Source organism: Alistipes sp. cv1 (genome assembly GCF_900240235.1).
Classification (GTDB): Bacteria; Bacteroidota; Bacteroidia; order Bacteroidales; family Rikenellaceae; genus Alistipes_A; species Alistipes_A hominis.
Window position 1 is genome coordinate 845,046 of sequence record NZ_OEPW01000001.1, and the last position, 16,222, is coordinate 861,267.

16 protein-coding genes and 1 other RNA gene are annotated in these 16,222 nt (G+C 50.8%); 7 read left to right on the forward strand and 10 right to left on the reverse strand.

Annotated features, from left to right (window positions below; genetic code table 11):
* Window positions 1-3 precede the first annotated feature (3 nt).
* From C1A08_RS03495 to C1A08_RS03535, 9 genes are all read right to left on the reverse strand, one after another.
* Window positions 4-1,104 carry a glycosyltransferase gene (locus tag C1A08_RS03495; protein WP_101571411.1) on the reverse strand — a complete coding sequence of 367 codons (1,101 nt, stop codon included), beginning with the start codon at window positions 1,102-1,104 and terminating at the stop codon, window positions 4-6.
* Window positions 1,101-1,952 (reverse strand): glycosyltransferase, encoded by an 852-nt coding sequence (locus tag C1A08_RS03500; RefSeq protein WP_180951513.1) that lies wholly within the window; start codon window positions 1,950-1,952, stop codon window positions 1,101-1,103. The genes C1A08_RS03495 and C1A08_RS03500 overlap by 4 nt, the downstream gene beginning before the upstream one ends.
* Window positions 1,953-2,179: 227 nt before the next feature.
* Window positions 2,180-3,352 (reverse strand): EpsG family protein, encoded by a 1,173-nt coding sequence (locus C1A08_RS03505; protein ID WP_055202140.1) that lies wholly within the window; start codon window positions 3,350-3,352, stop codon window positions 2,180-2,182.
* Between the two features lie 27 nt (window positions 3,353-3,379).
* A complete protein-coding gene (locus C1A08_RS03510; RefSeq protein ID WP_101571413.1) occupies window positions 3,380-4,285 on the reverse strand; it encodes a glycosyltransferase family 2 protein in 906 nt (301 codons plus the stop codon).
* 8 nt (window positions 4,286-4,293) lie between these two features.
* Window positions 4,294-5,427, reverse strand: a complete 1,134-nt coding sequence (locus C1A08_RS03515) for an NAD-dependent epimerase/dehydratase family protein (RefSeq protein ID WP_101571415.1) — start codon at window positions 5,425-5,427, stop codon at window positions 4,294-4,296.
* Between the two features lie 215 nt (window positions 5,428-5,642).
* Window positions 5,643-6,347, reverse strand: coding sequence for a CatB-related O-acetyltransferase (locus C1A08_RS03520; protein WP_055202146.1), 705 nt, complete (start codon window positions 6,345-6,347; stop codon window positions 5,643-5,645).
* Window positions 6,347-7,201: an acyltransferase gene (locus C1A08_RS03525; RefSeq protein WP_055202148.1), complete on the reverse strand. Its 855-nt coding sequence runs from the start codon at window positions 7,199-7,201 to the stop codon at window positions 6,347-6,349. Before C1A08_RS03525 ends, C1A08_RS03520 begins: the two co-directional genes overlap by 1 nt.
* On the reverse strand, window positions 7,198-8,736 hold the full coding sequence (locus C1A08_RS03530; RefSeq protein ID WP_145996508.1) for a hypothetical protein: 1,539 nt from the start codon (window positions 8,734-8,736) through the stop codon (window positions 7,198-7,200). Before C1A08_RS03530 ends, C1A08_RS03525 begins: the two co-directional genes overlap by 4 nt.
* A gap of 150 nt (window positions 8,737-8,886) precedes the next feature.
* The gene (locus C1A08_RS03535) at window positions 8,887-9,417 is read right to left on the reverse strand and encodes a UpxY family transcription antiterminator (RefSeq protein ID WP_055202152.1); all 531 of its coding nucleotides are present in this window, start codon (window positions 9,415-9,417) and stop codon (window positions 8,887-8,889) included.
* Between the two features lie 537 nt (window positions 9,418-9,954).
* On the opposite strand from C1A08_RS03535, the gene C1A08_RS03540 reads away from it, so the two are divergent.
* Window positions 9,955-11,034: a glycosylase gene (locus C1A08_RS03540; RefSeq protein WP_101571419.1), complete on the forward strand. Its 1,080-nt coding sequence runs from the start codon at window positions 9,955-9,957 to the stop codon at window positions 11,032-11,034.
* A 33-nt stretch (window positions 11,035-11,067) separates the two neighbouring features.
* Here C1A08_RS03540 and mltG read toward each other — a convergent pair whose 3' ends face one another.
* Window positions 11,068-12,093, reverse strand: coding sequence for an endolytic transglycosylase MltG (gene mltG / locus C1A08_RS03545; protein ID WP_101571421.1), 1,026 nt, complete (start codon window positions 12,091-12,093; stop codon window positions 11,068-11,070).
* A 49-nt stretch (window positions 12,094-12,142) separates the two neighbouring features.
* On the opposite strand from mltG, the gene ffs reads away from it, so the two are divergent.
* The 6 genes from ffs to C1A08_RS03575 all read left to right on the forward strand — a co-directional run bounded on the left by ffs (window position 12,143) and on the right by C1A08_RS03575 (window position 16,198).
* Window positions 12,143-12,240, forward strand: an RNA gene (gene ffs / locus C1A08_RS03550) — signal recognition particle sRNA small type.
* 38 nt (window positions 12,241-12,278) lie between these two features.
* Complete coding sequence (locus C1A08_RS03555) at window positions 12,279-12,881, forward strand: L-threonylcarbamoyladenylate synthase (RefSeq protein WP_055202158.1); 603 nt, start codon at window positions 12,279-12,281, stop codon at window positions 12,879-12,881.
* 24 nt (window positions 12,882-12,905) lie between these two features.
* The gene (locus C1A08_RS03560) at window positions 12,906-13,484 is read left to right on the forward strand and encodes a DUF4199 domain-containing protein (RefSeq protein WP_101571423.1); all 579 of its coding nucleotides are present in this window, start codon (window positions 12,906-12,908) and stop codon (window positions 13,482-13,484) included.
* 13 nt (window positions 13,485-13,497) lie between these two features.
* Window positions 13,498-14,481: a glycosyltransferase family 2 protein gene (locus tag C1A08_RS03565; protein ID WP_055202162.1), complete on the forward strand. Its 984-nt coding sequence runs from the start codon at window positions 13,498-13,500 to the stop codon at window positions 14,479-14,481.
* On the forward strand, window positions 14,478-14,945 hold the full coding sequence (locus tag C1A08_RS03570) for a DUF4293 domain-containing protein (RefSeq protein ID WP_101571425.1): 468 nt from the start codon (window positions 14,478-14,480) through the stop codon (window positions 14,943-14,945). Before C1A08_RS03565 ends, C1A08_RS03570 begins: the two co-directional genes overlap by 4 nt.
* Before the next feature lie 14 nt (window positions 14,946-14,959).
* Window positions 14,960-16,198, forward strand: a complete 1,239-nt coding sequence (locus tag C1A08_RS03575; protein ID WP_101571426.1) for a hypothetical protein — start codon at window positions 14,960-14,962, stop codon at window positions 16,196-16,198.
* Window positions 16,199-16,222 lie beyond the last annotated feature (24 nt).

The following is a 16,222-nucleotide window of genomic DNA, read 5'->3' on the forward strand; positions in this document are numbered from 1 at the left end:
AGGTTACAGATAATTTAAAATGGATTTCGTCTGATATTTGGCACGAAACGATTGTGCTAAACGTATTTTGTCGGCAATCGTCACCAGACGCCGGTTTTCTAAAATCCGCACGTACTCTTCCGGCGTGTCGACGATGCGGGTATGTTCCCCGAGCGGCAGGTAGAGATCGATCCCCTCCCATGCGACCGCGCTTCCCAATACGGGAGTGCCGAGCGCCAACGCTTCGACCACTTTGACTTTGATGCCGGCTCCGTGAAACAAAGGCGCGATCAGCCCTTGCGCTTCAGCGATATATCCGTACGGATTCTCTACGAACCCCAAATATTCGACCCGGTCGGTTTCGTCTATTTTTCGCCTGACGTCGGAAGGCATGTTGCCGCCGATAATTTTTATATTCAGGCGGGGCGTACGGGGAAACACCTCGTCGAGAAACCACGTCAGACCCTCTGTGTTTTCTTTTCGGCCCCAGGCGCCGTACATTACAAAATAGTCCTTGGGAACGATCGTCTTGTAATCGGTGCGCAGCAACAATTCGTCGAAATACAACGATATGTGATGCGCCTTCACGCCGTAAATATTCCGAATGAGCGTTTCGTCCTTGGGGCTGTGGCAAAATATCAGCGTCGCGGTTTTGTATAATAGTCTCTCGCTGAATTTTACGAACCTATTCTCAAGATAACCGAATATGTTTTTCTGCCTGGAAAATTTCTGGATCATCACGTCGTGCGTAATGACTATTTTTCGGGAGTGTCCGGCAAATAGCGCATAGGCGAATACCTGTCCGAAATTGAAAATCAACGCGTCGTACCGATGCTTGTTTTTACGGATGTAACGGACGACCGACCATTGAAAACGAGCCGTAAAGATCGGATGCAGAAATGGTAATTTTAAAGCATTGAACAACTTATCCTTTTTGTCGACAACGATACACTTCAGCATATTCGTATCGGGAACGGCTATCCCCTCCGCCTCGCTTCTGTTCCTGAAACAGATCAGATCGACCTCGTACCGACCACTCAAATCCTCGATTAATTGCCGCGTATAATTCTGGCCCGCGGTCTTGCGGCTGGGAACAAATGCGGAAATCAGCAAGATTTTTTTCATATTTTCTCAAAGATCATTCTGAATAAATGCCTCGAATGTTCCATGCTGTAATTTTGTTCGTAGATTTTTCGGCTTTCCTCGTTGAACCGCCTCTGCGGATACGGATAACCGTTGATCTTATCGATGAATTCCCGAGCCGTATTGCACAGCCCTCCCACCCGATCGAAATCCAACGCGTATCCGGAAAAGGCTTCGGTGGTGCCGAAGATCGTTTTCCCGTACATCAGCGCCTCCGCCGTTTTGAGTTTCATCCCCGAACCTTCGAAAATGGGGGCGATTACGAAATCCGCGCGATAAAAATATTCGGAAACATCTTCCACGGTTCCTATCACTTTGACGTTATCGCATTCCAAATCGTTTTTCAGCGTTTCGAACCCTTTGCCTATAATCAAGATCTCTGCGTTTACATGAGGAGCGACATGCTGAACGAACCACCGGACACCGTACTCATTCGGAAAAAAAAGACTGCCGGCAAAAATTCCGCGAGGCTTTTGATCCCGGCGTTCGGTAAGTTTGTTGTAATCCAGCTTGTCATCGAATGTCACCGGCACCAAAAAATCGGCGGATCGTTTATATATCTTATGCAACAGGGCGCTGTCCCTTTCGCTCAGGGCGATAATCGTATCGCTGTATCGAATCGCCATCCATTCGTTGTAGGCAAATGCGAAAAAAGAGAGTACGTTTCCTATTTTTTTCAGCCGGCGCACCACGTCGTAACTGTATTTGATTTCGACGTTATGAAAAAAAGTAACGATTTTGCAACCGGGATAACGCTTTTTAATAGCTTTGGCCAGCAATCCGTAATTCGAGCTATTTATAAAAACGTAATCGGGGGCTTCGCGTGCCATTACGGCCAAAGCTTCCGTTTTCACGGACCGGGTCAACCCTACGGTATAACCTTGCAATGTCCAGCGCAATTTCTGCACATTGGACAGGACACCCATTCGGAAATCTACACAGTACAAGTTATCCCGGAATAATTCGGTCAAAAGAATCCGGCTCTTATTCAAACCGATTCCGCCTCCGAAGTTATTTTCTGCCACCGGACTGATCAATAAGCATTTTTTCCCGTTCATCAATTTGAATTTAGGAGTTGGTCTTTGTATCTATCCATTATATACATGCGTTCCGGATAATTGCTTCCCGTCAGAAGGACATTGTCGTATCGATACAAAATATTGTTCGAACAGATCGATACCCGGATCAAAGAGTAGATCATGATTCCTCCGACGAACAGCATCCTGTTCGATTTTAATGTAAAACACCGCGCAACGGCCGGCCACAGCACCAGGTAGGAGAGTAAAAACAAGAGACCTATCCGATCCACGAGGATCGTTATTTCGCTCATCCATAAGTTTATAAACAAATAAACCAGGAACATGTTCAAGAAAACGGCATGTTCGCGGGTATTGAGTTTTTTATAAAAAAGAACGACCAGTACGAAGGTCAGCGTCCTCTCGAGGTAACCGATCGAAATGCCTCTTGCCTGCGCGTACAAATCCGAATTGAGATAAGCCCCGGTCAACGCCGCGTATTTTCCCCCGAGAAGCCTCCCGCCTTCCGAAATCAAAGGGGCCATGTAAGCGATCTGCGAAAGGTAAAGGAGATTGCCGACGACAAATACGACGATGAAACACTGCCGGGGCAATGTCCGGGGCACAAAATACAGCGGGAACAAAAACAGGGTGCTGGAATGGAACATGAAAGCCAGCGTCATTAAAAGCAAATAAGGGAGAAACCGCCTTTGCTGAATGTACTTTACGGAAAGCAGGAAAAGCCCGATACTTTTCATATTTCTCAAAATATCCAACTCCGCCCCTAAATACAAAGCAATAAAAATCAAGAAACTGAATGCGTAATTCGAGGAATGCCGTTTGAAAAAAACGTGTAAAATGGAGACGTCTATGACAACGCATACGAGTATAAAAAAATGATAATTCGACGATATGAGTTTTACGACAGACATGAACGTTACAAACCCGCCCTCGAATGTCCCGATATCGTAATTATTCAGATAGCCCCTGCTAAAAAGAGGAACGATTTCCTGATACGCCGGATAATAATTCACCCAATCCCAACCGACGAATCCCCTGAAACCGAAAAACAGAACGAACAGCGCGCAACAACAGATCCGAACACATTGTCGAATCTTCCGGTTATTGTCATAGTTATACTCTACGACTGTCAGTAGAATAAACAACGACAATAAGAGAAGGTACGGAACGGAATAAGTATAGCTGTAAAGCATTCTCGGGGAGTAAGCCGGACGGTCGTTCTATGATCTTTCGGGCCGGACCGCATCGTACAGCCGATAACCGTCTCTGATCGCTTTTCGTTTTATTTCTTTTTCGTGGGGCGTGGAACGGTAAACGGATTTAATGCAAGGTATGAGTAAATAATACAATTTACTCAGAAAAAAATGTATCCCGGTATAATGCTTAAGCGTGAAGTAGATCCTGTTACGCGTGTCGTAATAGAGCGTAAAATCGCTTTTCTTTCCGCCCGTAGAAGTGCTTTCCTTATGTTGAAGGAAAGACTCCGGCACATACAATACGTTGTGTCCGCGCCGAAGGGCCCTATACACGAAATCCGTATCGTCGTAGTAAACGAAGTAAGCCTCGTCCATATATCCGATCTCTTCGAATAATTCTTTCCGGATAAGCATAAAACAGGTAGGCGCATAGTCTACGAACCTGCTTTTGTCGAACTGTCCTTTATCTTCCTGGTAAATGCCGTAATGAAGCGACGAACAGGCGAAATAAGTGTAACACCCTCCGGCATACCAAATTTTATTCGTCCCGTGAAAATGAATTTTGGGTACCGCCATCCATGCCTTCCCGCTCTCCAGCGCACGCACCAGACACTCTATGGTATCCGGAACCAACACGATATCGTTGTTGGACAACAACACCCTATCGCAGCCGTCCCTCAATGCGGCTTTAATGCCGATATTGTTTCCTTTGGCTACTCCGTAATTCTCTTCATTCTCGATCACGACGGTTTCGAACCGGGCGGAGGCACAAAGTTTCCGCGCGACGGCAAGCGAATCGTCCGGGGATTTATTATCGACGATATACAGGATAAAATTGGTGTATCTCTGCGTCCCCAGCGTCTCGAAAAACTCGGGCAATACGCCGGCGCTGTTGTACAAAACAGTCACTATGCCAATTCTGGGAGTCATCGTTCCGCCTATTTATAAAGTCCTTTCGTTTTCATCTCTTCGATGGAGTCTTCGTACCGGTCTTTCTGGATATCCTGGGTATTCACCCAATCGGTAAATTGCCGAATCCCCCTGTCGAAACTCCACCGGGGTTCGAAACCGAGTTTCGTTTTGATTTTCGTCAGATCGGCGTAATTGTGGCGGATATCCCCGAGACGATAGTTCCCGCTGACCGTCACAGGGACTTCGATCCCGTATTTTTCGATCAGCGTCTCGGCGACGGTCAGCACGTCCGTCGCGACGCCCGTACCTACGTTGAAGGATTCTCCGTCGGCCTGTTCCTTTTCGAGTCCCGCTATCGTTGCGTCTACGACATCTTCTATGTACACGAAGTCCCGGCTCTCTTTTCCGTCCTCGAAAACATTGATTCCGTTTTTGTTTTTAATCCGGGTCGAAAAAATAGAGAGAATCCCCGTGTACGGGTTGCTGAGCGACTGCCCCGGCCCATAAACGTTCTGATACCGGAAAGCGACGGGCGCGATGCCGAGCGTCGGACATACGGTCATTACCAGTTGTTCCTGGACATGTTTGGTGATTCCGTACACGGACGTCGGATGTATCAGCGAATCTTCGGTAGTTCCGACCAAGGTCAACGGGGCCGGTTCACCGGGATATTTACATTCGAAATCGCCCTGCGACATGTATTCCTCCGTACGGGACAGCGGGTAAACATAACCGTAGGTTCGGCTGAGGTATCTGCCCTCCCCGTAAATGGCGCGCGACGAAGCGACGACCACTTTTCGTACCCGATGTTTCGAATTGGTCAGTATATCCAACATCAACGAGGTCCCGCCGATATTGGTCCCGGTATATTTCTGAATTTCGTACATACTTTGTCCCGTCCCGGTTTCCGCCGCCAAATGGACGATCGCATCCTGATCCTTCAAGGCTTTTTCCCAATCTTCCCTGACGGTCACGTCCCCGTGAACGAATCTGACCTTATTTTTAATACTGCCGTAAAGGGGAGATCTGTCCGGATCGTCCCCGTGAATCTGAGCAGCGAGGCTATCGAGCACCGTGACTCGATAGCCGCGTTTTAAAAGTTTGAGCGCGAGATTCGAACCGATAAAGCCTGCGCCTCCGGTAATAAGTATGTTTTTCATGATGTATGGATTATTGTCGGAAAATATGCAACGACCTTACGCCTCCTGCCGGCAGCGTATCAGGCCGTCCGTATGCTCGGGATCCGCCTGTTTATCCAGATCGTTAAGCGACACGATGAATCATCCGTGCGATTCGATAAAATCCCCTGCGGCGTTCGTTCGACGCCACTTTTTCCGGGAAAAATCGTAAAAAAGATTTCAATCGACAGCGTCTTTTACCTCTGAGAGAACGTGCCGTCCGCATAACTTTCAATAAATATATCTATGTTTTCAAAATCCGCATAGTGCTCCCTGAGCCATTCCATATCTTTATTCCACCATTCGATCTGCAACAGCGCCTTGATCTGAGTATCCGTAAATCGATAGCGAATATGTCGCGCGGGCACGCCTGCGACGATTTCATACGGAGCCACATCTTTCAATACGACAGCGCCCGCTCCGATAATAGCGCCGTCGCCGACCGTCACTCCCGATACGATTGTTGCCCCCCGGCCAATCCAGACGTCGTGTCCGATCTTGCAGTTGTACCGCCCGGACGCTTTTTTGAACGGATGATACTTCTCCGGCCCGGCATGGAAGGTAAAATTCACGCAACGATTAAAATTCATATAAAAGGCGGGATAAGTAGTCACCCAAACGGCAGAGGGATGACTCGCAAGTCCAATCGCGACATCGTCGGCAATGCTGCAGTACCGTCCGATATACGAATCTCCAATTACACAATGCCCCGAAACGTAAGTTCCTGATCCTAAATACGACCTGCTAATGAAGCTGGCGGTTCCGATGGAATGATATCCTTCATAGATGCAATCGTACGCCTCAACTCTTCGGCCGAAAGAGACATGGTATTTCCGACCGATATACCATTTGACGAGCCCCCATTTGATACGACTCAATATGATTCGAATCTTTTTATTCATTATATTCGGTTGAATAAATCGCGATACGCGTCATTGACCCGATAATCATGCGATAAATCGCCCGCCAAACATTCTTTCTCGCCGGGATGAGTCGCAAACCATTCATTAATATTTTTTTCCATTTCCAGACACAGTATCCTAGCATACCCTTTTTGTACAATATTAGCCGGACTTCCCGCTAAAACGATATTTGTCCCACCCTCTCCGAGCTTTACATAATTTTTATTCAAGAAACCTTTTGATGCGATAATAGTTCCCTCCGGGGTTCTTGTACCTTTCATGATCGTAGACGTGTTTCCGATCCAGTTATAACGACCGATCTCGATAGGAGCGCTCTTTTTACGGACAGCGCCATTAGACAATTCGATAGAATAGTGATAATTGGTATCTATAAAACAACTTCCAAAAGCGACCCGGCAATAATCCCCTATGGTGATCGATTCTTCACTGTAAATTTTCACATCATGACCGAATACTACATGAGCCCCGATATTTACATTGCTTTTCCCCGTCAATCTGACAGCATAGTCGAAATCGAACATACAAGGCCCGTTAAAAATCAATTCGGTTCCCTGATCCAACAAAATCATAGCACTTCTCGTCGGTGCGGAAAACGAACCTTGTTGGTATCCGAATTTAATCATCCCTCTTGAAATGGGTCCGAAAATTACGATTTTACCGGATAAACAATAGAATTTTACATGTCCGTAAATGTATATAGGCAATCGGATTGCCTGACTGAACGGAAGAGTTCTAAAATTGATATACAAAGTTTTGAACCACCGGATACGCGTACGGGAAAAGAATTTTTCCATGCGCCATAAAATGCCGTTAACAAGACGGGCTGCATTCATCGTTTGACCAATTTAAATTGTGCGGTGATATTGTGCATGATATTTTTAAACCGGCTTTTTTCTTCGTTTTCGATTCCGCAAAACCAACCCGTTATCAAAAAAGTACAGGTACAGAGCAGTGACGTGACGACCAATCTCAAAAATCCGGTATGCATATAAAAAATAGCTACGATGCCGGCCAGAACCGTCGCCCCCGTAACGATCGTAATCGGAACGATAACCCGTCGGACGAATTTGCGCACGGATATCCCGACAATACGGTTCGCCAAGTAGATCCGCACCCACATACAGATGAGTTCTTCGCCGACGACGACCCATAATACGCTGTAAGCGGACATCCCGGCCTTAAGCAAGAAATAACCTACCGGCAAATTCAGAAAATGCAAACTTCCCATCCAAATATACATCCATTTAATGTTGCCGGTAGCGTCGATGGCAGTTCCCAAGCCGCATGTAATCATAAACAGCAAAGTGGACAGCAATACCAACCGACAGAAACCGACCGTGTACTCAGGCGGGTTTCCGAGCCACAAGTGGAGAACGTAAGGCATTTCTATAATCAGCGGAATGGAAAACAAGGCGCAGAGAAAAAACATGTAACGACATGCGACAAGCGATAATTTCTTTACCCTGATCCGATCCTGAGCCCCTTCGCTTTTGATGATCTGCGGTCTGATGGATTGCAGAATGGCCGTAGCAAAAAACTGCATCAACCCGTTGACCTGATTGGCAATTCCGTACGCAGCATTCACGACCACTCCGAAAAACACATTCAATATCATCGGGATTCCCTGTCCCCGCCCCATACTGCCGACCGATGCAAAAGTATACCAGCCGGCAAACGAAGTCAACTCGCGCAACAGCGTTCTGTCGTTCAATGATTGAAATACGATACGAGTTTCGGGGTATTTCATCCTACAGATAATCATTTTCAACAATAGCGAAATGATCATGACGGCAACGATGATGGCAGAGTACATGATCAGCCTGTTGCCCGGATATGTCAATAGATATACCGCTCCCAGCAATTTGAGAACGGTTTCCGCAATTTCGATCAGAGATAACAACAGCATGTTCTCCCGGCTGATGAGAACGGCTATATACGGAACGGCTACGATGGAAAAAAAAACGCTACAACTCAGTAAATGCAATATAGACAGCGTATTGCTTATTTTATCCGGCGCGATTGTCAGGACATGTTTAATCCCGTATATGCCGACAGTCTCTATTAATAAAATAACACATACGCCGATGCCGATATGGAGAATTAAACTATAGTAAAATATTTTTTTAAGATGCCGAACATCCTGTTTTCCCAAAGAAAAAGATAAAAAACGTTGAGTAGACGCCGCCAATGAAGTATTTAAAAACGCCAGCATAGACACTACGCCTGCCACCAGATTATAAATACCATAATCTTCTACTCCTAACGCCTTAAGAACCAAACGGGTCGAAATCAACCCCACTAAAATGGAAACAACCATTTTAGCGTATAAAATAGCTGTATTTAAAATGACTCTATTGCCAGGCTGCATCCGTAAAACGTATTTTACCAAAAAGAGAGAAGTTCTCCGCCGAATTCTTATTCAGGCCGGAAGGTTCTTTTGTGCGGTTAAAACAATGGTTCCGCACCTGTGATGCGATGAGTGAACGCGATAAAATATACGGCAAAAGGCGATCCGGCGTTAGATCTTTTCTAAAAAACACCCCGGAATATAGGAGGTGGCAACGGCTACGATGCCCTCTATCGAGACCACCAGCCGCCTGTTCCCTTTGATTCTCCGGATATAACCTTCCGCGCCCTTGAAGATGCCTTCGGTTACGCGTACCCGGTCGCCGGTATGATAAACCGTATCTTCGCCGCCGAAATACTCCAGTTCCCGATCGCCCGAAGAGGTCACCAACCTAAAGATATTCATTTCGCGTTCCGGAATCGCGGCAGGGCGCTTCGTATCCCGGTCGCAGTATACGATAATGCGGTTATTCAACTGCCGCTGCAATCCGATCGCGGCATGTTCCGTCGCGCGAACGAACATCAGGGAAGAAACGGCCGGTTTGCGGCAGATTTTTTTCTCTCCGCGCCACATCATCTCGACCGTTTTGAGGGGGATATAACTTTCGAAAGCCTTATCTTTCAGATAAGCTTCGATCTCGAATACTTTATTGTAGAAAACTTTGAGCGCGTACCAATGCTCCGAAGCGGTTTCGCTTGTCATCCGTTTCACAAAAGGACATTCCTTCCATTCCCCCGTGCCAGAAAATCGTCTTTACACGCAGTCAGATAAGTTTTGTCCGCTTAATATCGATTTGATATTCCGGAACGCGGCTCTGCGCCTGACCCAGGTGCGAATGCCGTAAACCCCGAAAAACCCGCTTTCAACGTACGAAACGGTATTTTATCAGCGCAAACATAACAATTATTCATGTAATGGCCAAACATTTTTATTGTCCGACGACTTTCGACGCGCGATTAATACTTTGATTTTCATCAAAATAAAGTCCGACATTCGAATGACAATAATTTTTGCCCATAAAACGCTGACAGATAGGCAGCAAAACATCCCGGATTTTTTTGACAATATAGCCAATCAGGATATTCCCGATAAGACTTCAAAGAAAAAATAAAAGAACGGCGCCGAGCTGTCCTTTTTATTTGATTAAGGTATAAAAAATATGCTAACTTTACGGAACCGGAACACGGCTTGCCCCGTACCGCACTTGATAAACCGGCAAATCCATCCATATTACGACCTATGAAACGACGTATCCCCGCCGGGCTGGCATTAGCGGCCGCCCTGTCGTTCCTGCAACCCGCGACGGCGCAGCAAAGCGTTCCGCAGGAAACGATGAAAAAAGTTTACGAAACGGTAAAGACGCCTTACAAATACGGACTCGTCCTGGTTCCGGAACGGGACGAAGACATGGTGGACTCCCCGACCGTGTTCCGCGAAAAAGGCAAGTGGTACATGACCTACGTGTTGTTCGACAGCACGGGGTACGAGACTTGGCTGGCCGAAAGCGACGACCTACTGAAATGGAACACGCTCGGACCGATCCTGTCGTTTGCCGGGGGAAGCTGGGATTCTGCCCAGCGCGGGGGATACCTCGCGTTGCAGGACTACCGCTGGGGCGGCAGCTACCGAGCCGGAAAATACGACGGCCGCTACTGGCTGTCCTACATCGGCGGAGCCACGCAGGGATACGAAGCCGGCATGTTGAACGTAGGCATGGCCCGCACCGGCGGGAAGATCGCCCGGCCCCACGAATGGGAAGGCTTCGACGCTCCGGTCATGACGCCCGCCGATCCGGACGCCGGGCCATGGGAGCGCTACACGCTGTACAAAAGTTCGGTGATCCGGGCCCCGAAACGGCTGCTCGGCGCCCCGTTCGTCATGTATTACAATGCCAAAGGAAGCGCGGACGGCAAAGAAAGTATCGGGATCGCGTTGTCGGACGACCTGAAAACCTGGCGGCGTTACTCCGACCGACCGGTGCTGGAACATCCCGAAGGGATCACCGGAGACGCGCAGATCCAGAAGATGGGCGACCTGTACGTCATGTTCTACTTCGGCGCATTCTGGAAAGGGAAACCGTATGCGGCTTTCAATCGTTTCGCCTGTTCGTACGATCTGGCCCACTGGACGGACTGGACGGGCGACGATCTGATCGTCCCGTCCGAATCCTACGACAACCTTTTCGCCCACAAATCGTTCGTAGTGAAATATAAAGGAGTGGTATACCACTTCTACTGCGCGGTCAACGGCCACGATCGGCGCGGCATCGCCGTGGCGACGTCGCGGGACATGGGCCGGAGCAGTCTGCAATTCCGTTAGCCCCGCCCCGAAAAACGGAGCCAGCTAAACGATCTATTTGATTTTCAGCCTGTTCAGCGCCCATACATAGGCCGCCGCGTTGCGGTTGTGCTCGGACAGGGTCTTTGCGAAATTATGGGCGCCGGACAAGTCGTCCTTGGCGCAGAAATAGAGGTAGTCGTGGTCGGCGTAGTCGAGCACGGCATCGATCGCGGCGATCGACGGCATACAGATCGGCCCCGGCGGCAAGCCCGGGTATTTATAAGTATTGTACGGGGAATCGACGGCCAGGTGGGTATGCAGGACGCGTTTGATCGAGAAATCGCCGACAGCGAACTTGACCGTCGGATCGGCCTGCAGCGGCATACCGCGCTTCAGCCGGTTGATATAAACCCCCGCCACGACGGGCATTTCGTCCTTGCGCTTGGTCTCCTCGTAAACGATCGAAGCGAGGGTCATCGCCCCGTCGCGGGAGAGGCCCGTGCGGGCGAGTTTCGCATCGCGGTTTTTCCAGAACCGGTCGGACTCTTTCTTCATTCGCCGAATAAAATCATCCGCCGAACTGTTCCAATACATTTCGTAAGTATTCGGAATGAACATCCCGATGAAGGTCTGCGGCGCGTATCCGTATGCGCGGGCCGTAGAATCGCTCAGCAGCGCCCGCGCAAGCGTCGCCGAATCGGTTTCCAGCCGCCGGCCGACGCTGCCGGCCAACCGGTCGAGCGTCCGGACATTGTTGAAAGTAACCCGTACCGGAGCCTGAAGCCCTTGCTTCAGTCGGTCGATCAGCGCGGCGTAGGTCATCCCCGCGTCGAGCTTGTAACGTCCCGGACGAACGGTCTCGTCCAGACCGCGTATACGCGCTATCCGCACGAATTTGCGTACGTTGCGCAACGCGCCGCTGCGCCGCAGCGAATCGGTCAGCCGGTCGAAATCGCTGCCGGTAGGAACCAGCACGACCGCGTCGCGGGCCACCGCCCCGCCCCAAAAGTATTGCCATGCGGAATAACCACCGACACAAACCGTTACCGCAAGCGCCGCAAACGCGGCAAGCAGGTAATACTTTCCTTTTCGCTTCATCCGGAAAAATATTTTTGCAAATATAGCGAAATTGTTTAATTTTGTCCCTGGGTAAGTCTTATACGACCAGCTCCTGCTGAATCCCCCAGGGTCGGAAGACAGCAAGGGTAGGCGGTTGTAGCGGTGCGATATAAGTAGCTTACCCATTTTTTATTTCGACCGTCACGACAAAACGACACAGGGTTATGATCATCAAAATCTATCCGCAAAACCCGAATGAGAAATCCGTCGCGCAGGCGGCGGACATCCTCGCGCGCGACGGCGTGATCATCTATCCGACCGACAGCGTCTACGCGTTCGGCTGCTCGCTGAAAAGCACCAAGGCCATCGAGCGGATCCGCGCGATCACCGGTAAAACGGGCCCCGACTTTTCGATCATCTGCCCCGACCTGAGCGTAGTCGCGGCATACGCCAAGGTGGACAACACGGTCTTCAAACTGCTGAAACGCAACCTGCCCGGCCCGTTTACCTTCATCCTCAACGCATCGGGAAAAATTCCGGACAAATTCCTGGAAAAGAAAAAAACGGTGGGGATACGTATTCCGGATAACGGCATTCCGATCGCGCTGGTCGAAGCGCTGGGCAATCCGATGGTCACGGCCTCGGTCAAAGACAGCCGGGAAGAGGAGTACACGACCGACCCGTCGCTGATCTACGAGCGTTACGGAACACTGGTGGATGCGGTGATCGACGGCGGATACGGCAACCACGTCCCGACGACGGTGGTCGACTGCACCGACCCGGACGACATCTCGATCCTGCGCGAAGGCATCGGCAACCTCGTTTAAACCGACAATCAGAAAATCGTTACGATGGAAAAATCATTCAATAGCATTGCATGGAGGGAGGCGGCGACCGGCGGGTTCTACATGGGCCTGACCTATGCGATCCTTGCGATCGCCGGTCACCTGATGCGCTCGCATACGGGCGTCGCATCGCTGGCGGGCGCGCTGGGCTTCTTTTCGATCGCCGGATTTCTCTATTTCTATTCGAGCCGGATGGCGGCCCTGCGCGGAGCCGCCGGCTTTTCGTTCGGCCAAAGCATGGCCTTCGTCTTGCGGATGTCGCTGTTCGCCGGGATTCTCGGCGGACTGGGCATGTTCGTGCTTTACAAATGGATCGACCCGGAATTTTTCCGGCAACAGATGGACCTGGCGATCGCGACCTACGTGGAAAACGGATGGGACGAGAAAGCGGTCGAGTCGGCCGGTACGATCGCGGCGAGAATGATGGGGAACCCGCTCTTCGTCGTGTTCAGCGGCGTGGGTACGATGATTATTTACGGCGGACTGCTCGGCCTGATCGTATCGTTGTTCGTCAAACGCCACGGCGACCCGTTCGCCGGTGCGAACAACGGACAAAACGGCACGATGCCCCCGCAATCCGAATAAAAACAACAGCACGATGTCAGAAAACAATCCGAACATCTCGATAGTCGTCCCGCTGTACAACGAGGAGGAATCGTTGCCCGAATTGCTCGCATGGATCGAGCGGGTGATGGCGGAGAACCGCTTCTCGTACGAAGTCATCTTCGTGGACGACGGCAGCAACGACCGCTCGTGGGAAGTGATCCGCTCGCTGCACGACGCCAATCCGTGCGTCCGGGCCATCCGGTTCAGGCGCAATTACGGGAAATCGGCCGGACTCTACTGCGGCTTCGAAGCGGCCCGGGGCGACGTCGTGATCACGATGGACGCCGATCTGCAGGACTCGCCGGACGAAATCCCGGAACTGTACCGGATGGTTACCGAAGAGGGATACGACCTGGTCAGCGGATGGAAAAAGCGCCGGTTCGATCCGGTCGGGAAGACGCTGCCGAGTAAATTCTTCAACGGCACGGCGCGGCTGGCTTCCGGAATCAAGCTGCACGACTTCAACTGCGGCCTGAAAGCCTACCGCAACCAGGTGGTCAAAAGCATCGAGGTTTACGGCGAAATGCACCGGTTCATCCCGTTCCTGGCCAAGCAAGCCGGTTTCAAACGAATCGGCGAAAAGGTCGTGCATCACCGGGCCCGGAAGTACGGGGTGTCGAAATTCGGATGGGAACGGATGATCAAGGGATATCTCGACCTGATCACCGTCCTGTTCATGACCCGCTTCGGCAAAAGTCCGATGTACTTCTTCGGCGGATTGGGCACGCTGATGTTCCTGGTCGGCGGCGCGACGACCGTATGGGTCATCGCCGAAAAACTGTATAAACAGGCGCACCTGATTCCGGTGCGCGGCGCGACCGATCAACCGCTGTTCTATATAGCGATGGGGGCCGTCGTCATCGGCGTACAACTGTTCCTGGCGGGTTTCATCGGGGAACTGATCAGCCGGAATTCCGGGGACAGGAACCGCTACCTGATCGATGAAAAACTTCAAAACAAATCCGTTTCACAATGATACAACGCATTCAAACCGTATACCTGCTCCTGTCGGCACTGCTGCTGGGGCTGATGTTCTTCCTGCCGCTGGCCCATGCGATCGGCCCGGAAAACTCGGTTTTCCGGATCATGGTCTGGGGATACGACGACCCGACGGCCAGCAGCAGCCCGATCGTCAACTCGCTGACTCTCGCAGCCACGGCGCTGCTGGGCGCAACGATCGTGCTGGAGATAATCACTGTTTTCCGCTACAAAAAACGCAGGCTCCAAAAGCGCTTGTGCACGGCGCAAATCGTACTGTTGTTGCTGACGGCCGGCGTGACGGCGCTCTACCTGAAGTCGTTCGGCGAAGAAGGCTTCGGCCCCGTAGCGCTGTCGGTGACCGCGGCCTTTCCCCTCGTCGCTGCGATCCTGACCCTGCTCGCTCGCCGGGGAATCGTTAAAGACGACAAACTGGTACGATCCCTGGATCGCATCAGGTAATTCATTTGACCACTATGAAAAAAGCTTTGTTATATTGCGGAATAGCCCTGCTGACCGCCGTTCTTCCGGGATGCAAGGAGATGAAAGACGACATCGATACGCTGAAACGGCCCTACCCGACCGGCATCACGCTGCTACAGTCCGAAATCACCGTCCTGAACGGATCGACGCTGAAAGTGCCCTTCCGGGTCAACCCATCGAATTATATCGTCCAGGCGGAAGACCTCCGACTGGACGCCATCCGTTCGCAGATCACCAAAGCCTCGTACGTCACGACCATTCCCGAATGTTCGCTGGTCGGCGTAACGCCTTATAAAAACCAGGCCGGAGAGACCTGCGAAGGACAGTGGATCGCCGAGATCGAAATTCTCGACGGCGCCTACTACGGCGACATCGACTTCACGCTGGTGCTAAATTATACCGATGCGGACAACCGGCGCGTGGCGCTGACGTCCGCGACTTTCGGAAATCTGAACACGCGGATCAAACTGACCGGGGACATGGTAGACATCGACGTTTCGCCGGCCGTATCCTACGTCGAACTGAACAACACGCCGATCGCCACTTCCGTACGATTGCTGCCGTGCGCCATTTCGGAAGGCAGCGCTACGAAATTCGACATGGAGGACGCGATCGTCGACAGTTGCAAGCTCGGAGGCGAATTCGCCGGATATTTTTTCCTGACCGACAAAGACAACGCGACCTGGACGATGGAACCGATCGGACTCGACTTCCCGAAACCCGACGAAGCCTTCGTACCGGTCGATATAAACATCTACCTAACGGACCGGAACGATACGACCAACCACGTGTTGAAAACGGCTCTCGTGAAAGTTTACCAGACACGGTGCATCGCGCCTGCCATTACCCTGAAGGTTTCCGATTACGCCGAGATCACCGAAGCCAACAAAACCCTCGACATCGAAATGGGCGAGATCATGGCCGCCGTAGGCGTTACTTCGGAGTTGTTCCAGCAGGTTCGTCCGCCGCTCGGATTTACCCAGACCAAACAGTTCATGCACGAAGACGGAACGTCGGCCAGAACCTTTTTCATGCAGAGCCTCAAATACAAGGACGACAAAGGTACGACCTCCCCGGAAGCCATGTACCTTCAACTGATCTTTTTCGCCCCGCTGGACACGGAGGATATCGGATCGTACTACATCAGCCTGAATACGCTATATTCAAGAACATTAGATCCGCAACCTACGATTGCGGCCAACATCAAGATACCGGTGATCGTCACGGAATAAAAAACGAAACGGGCGGATTAAGAA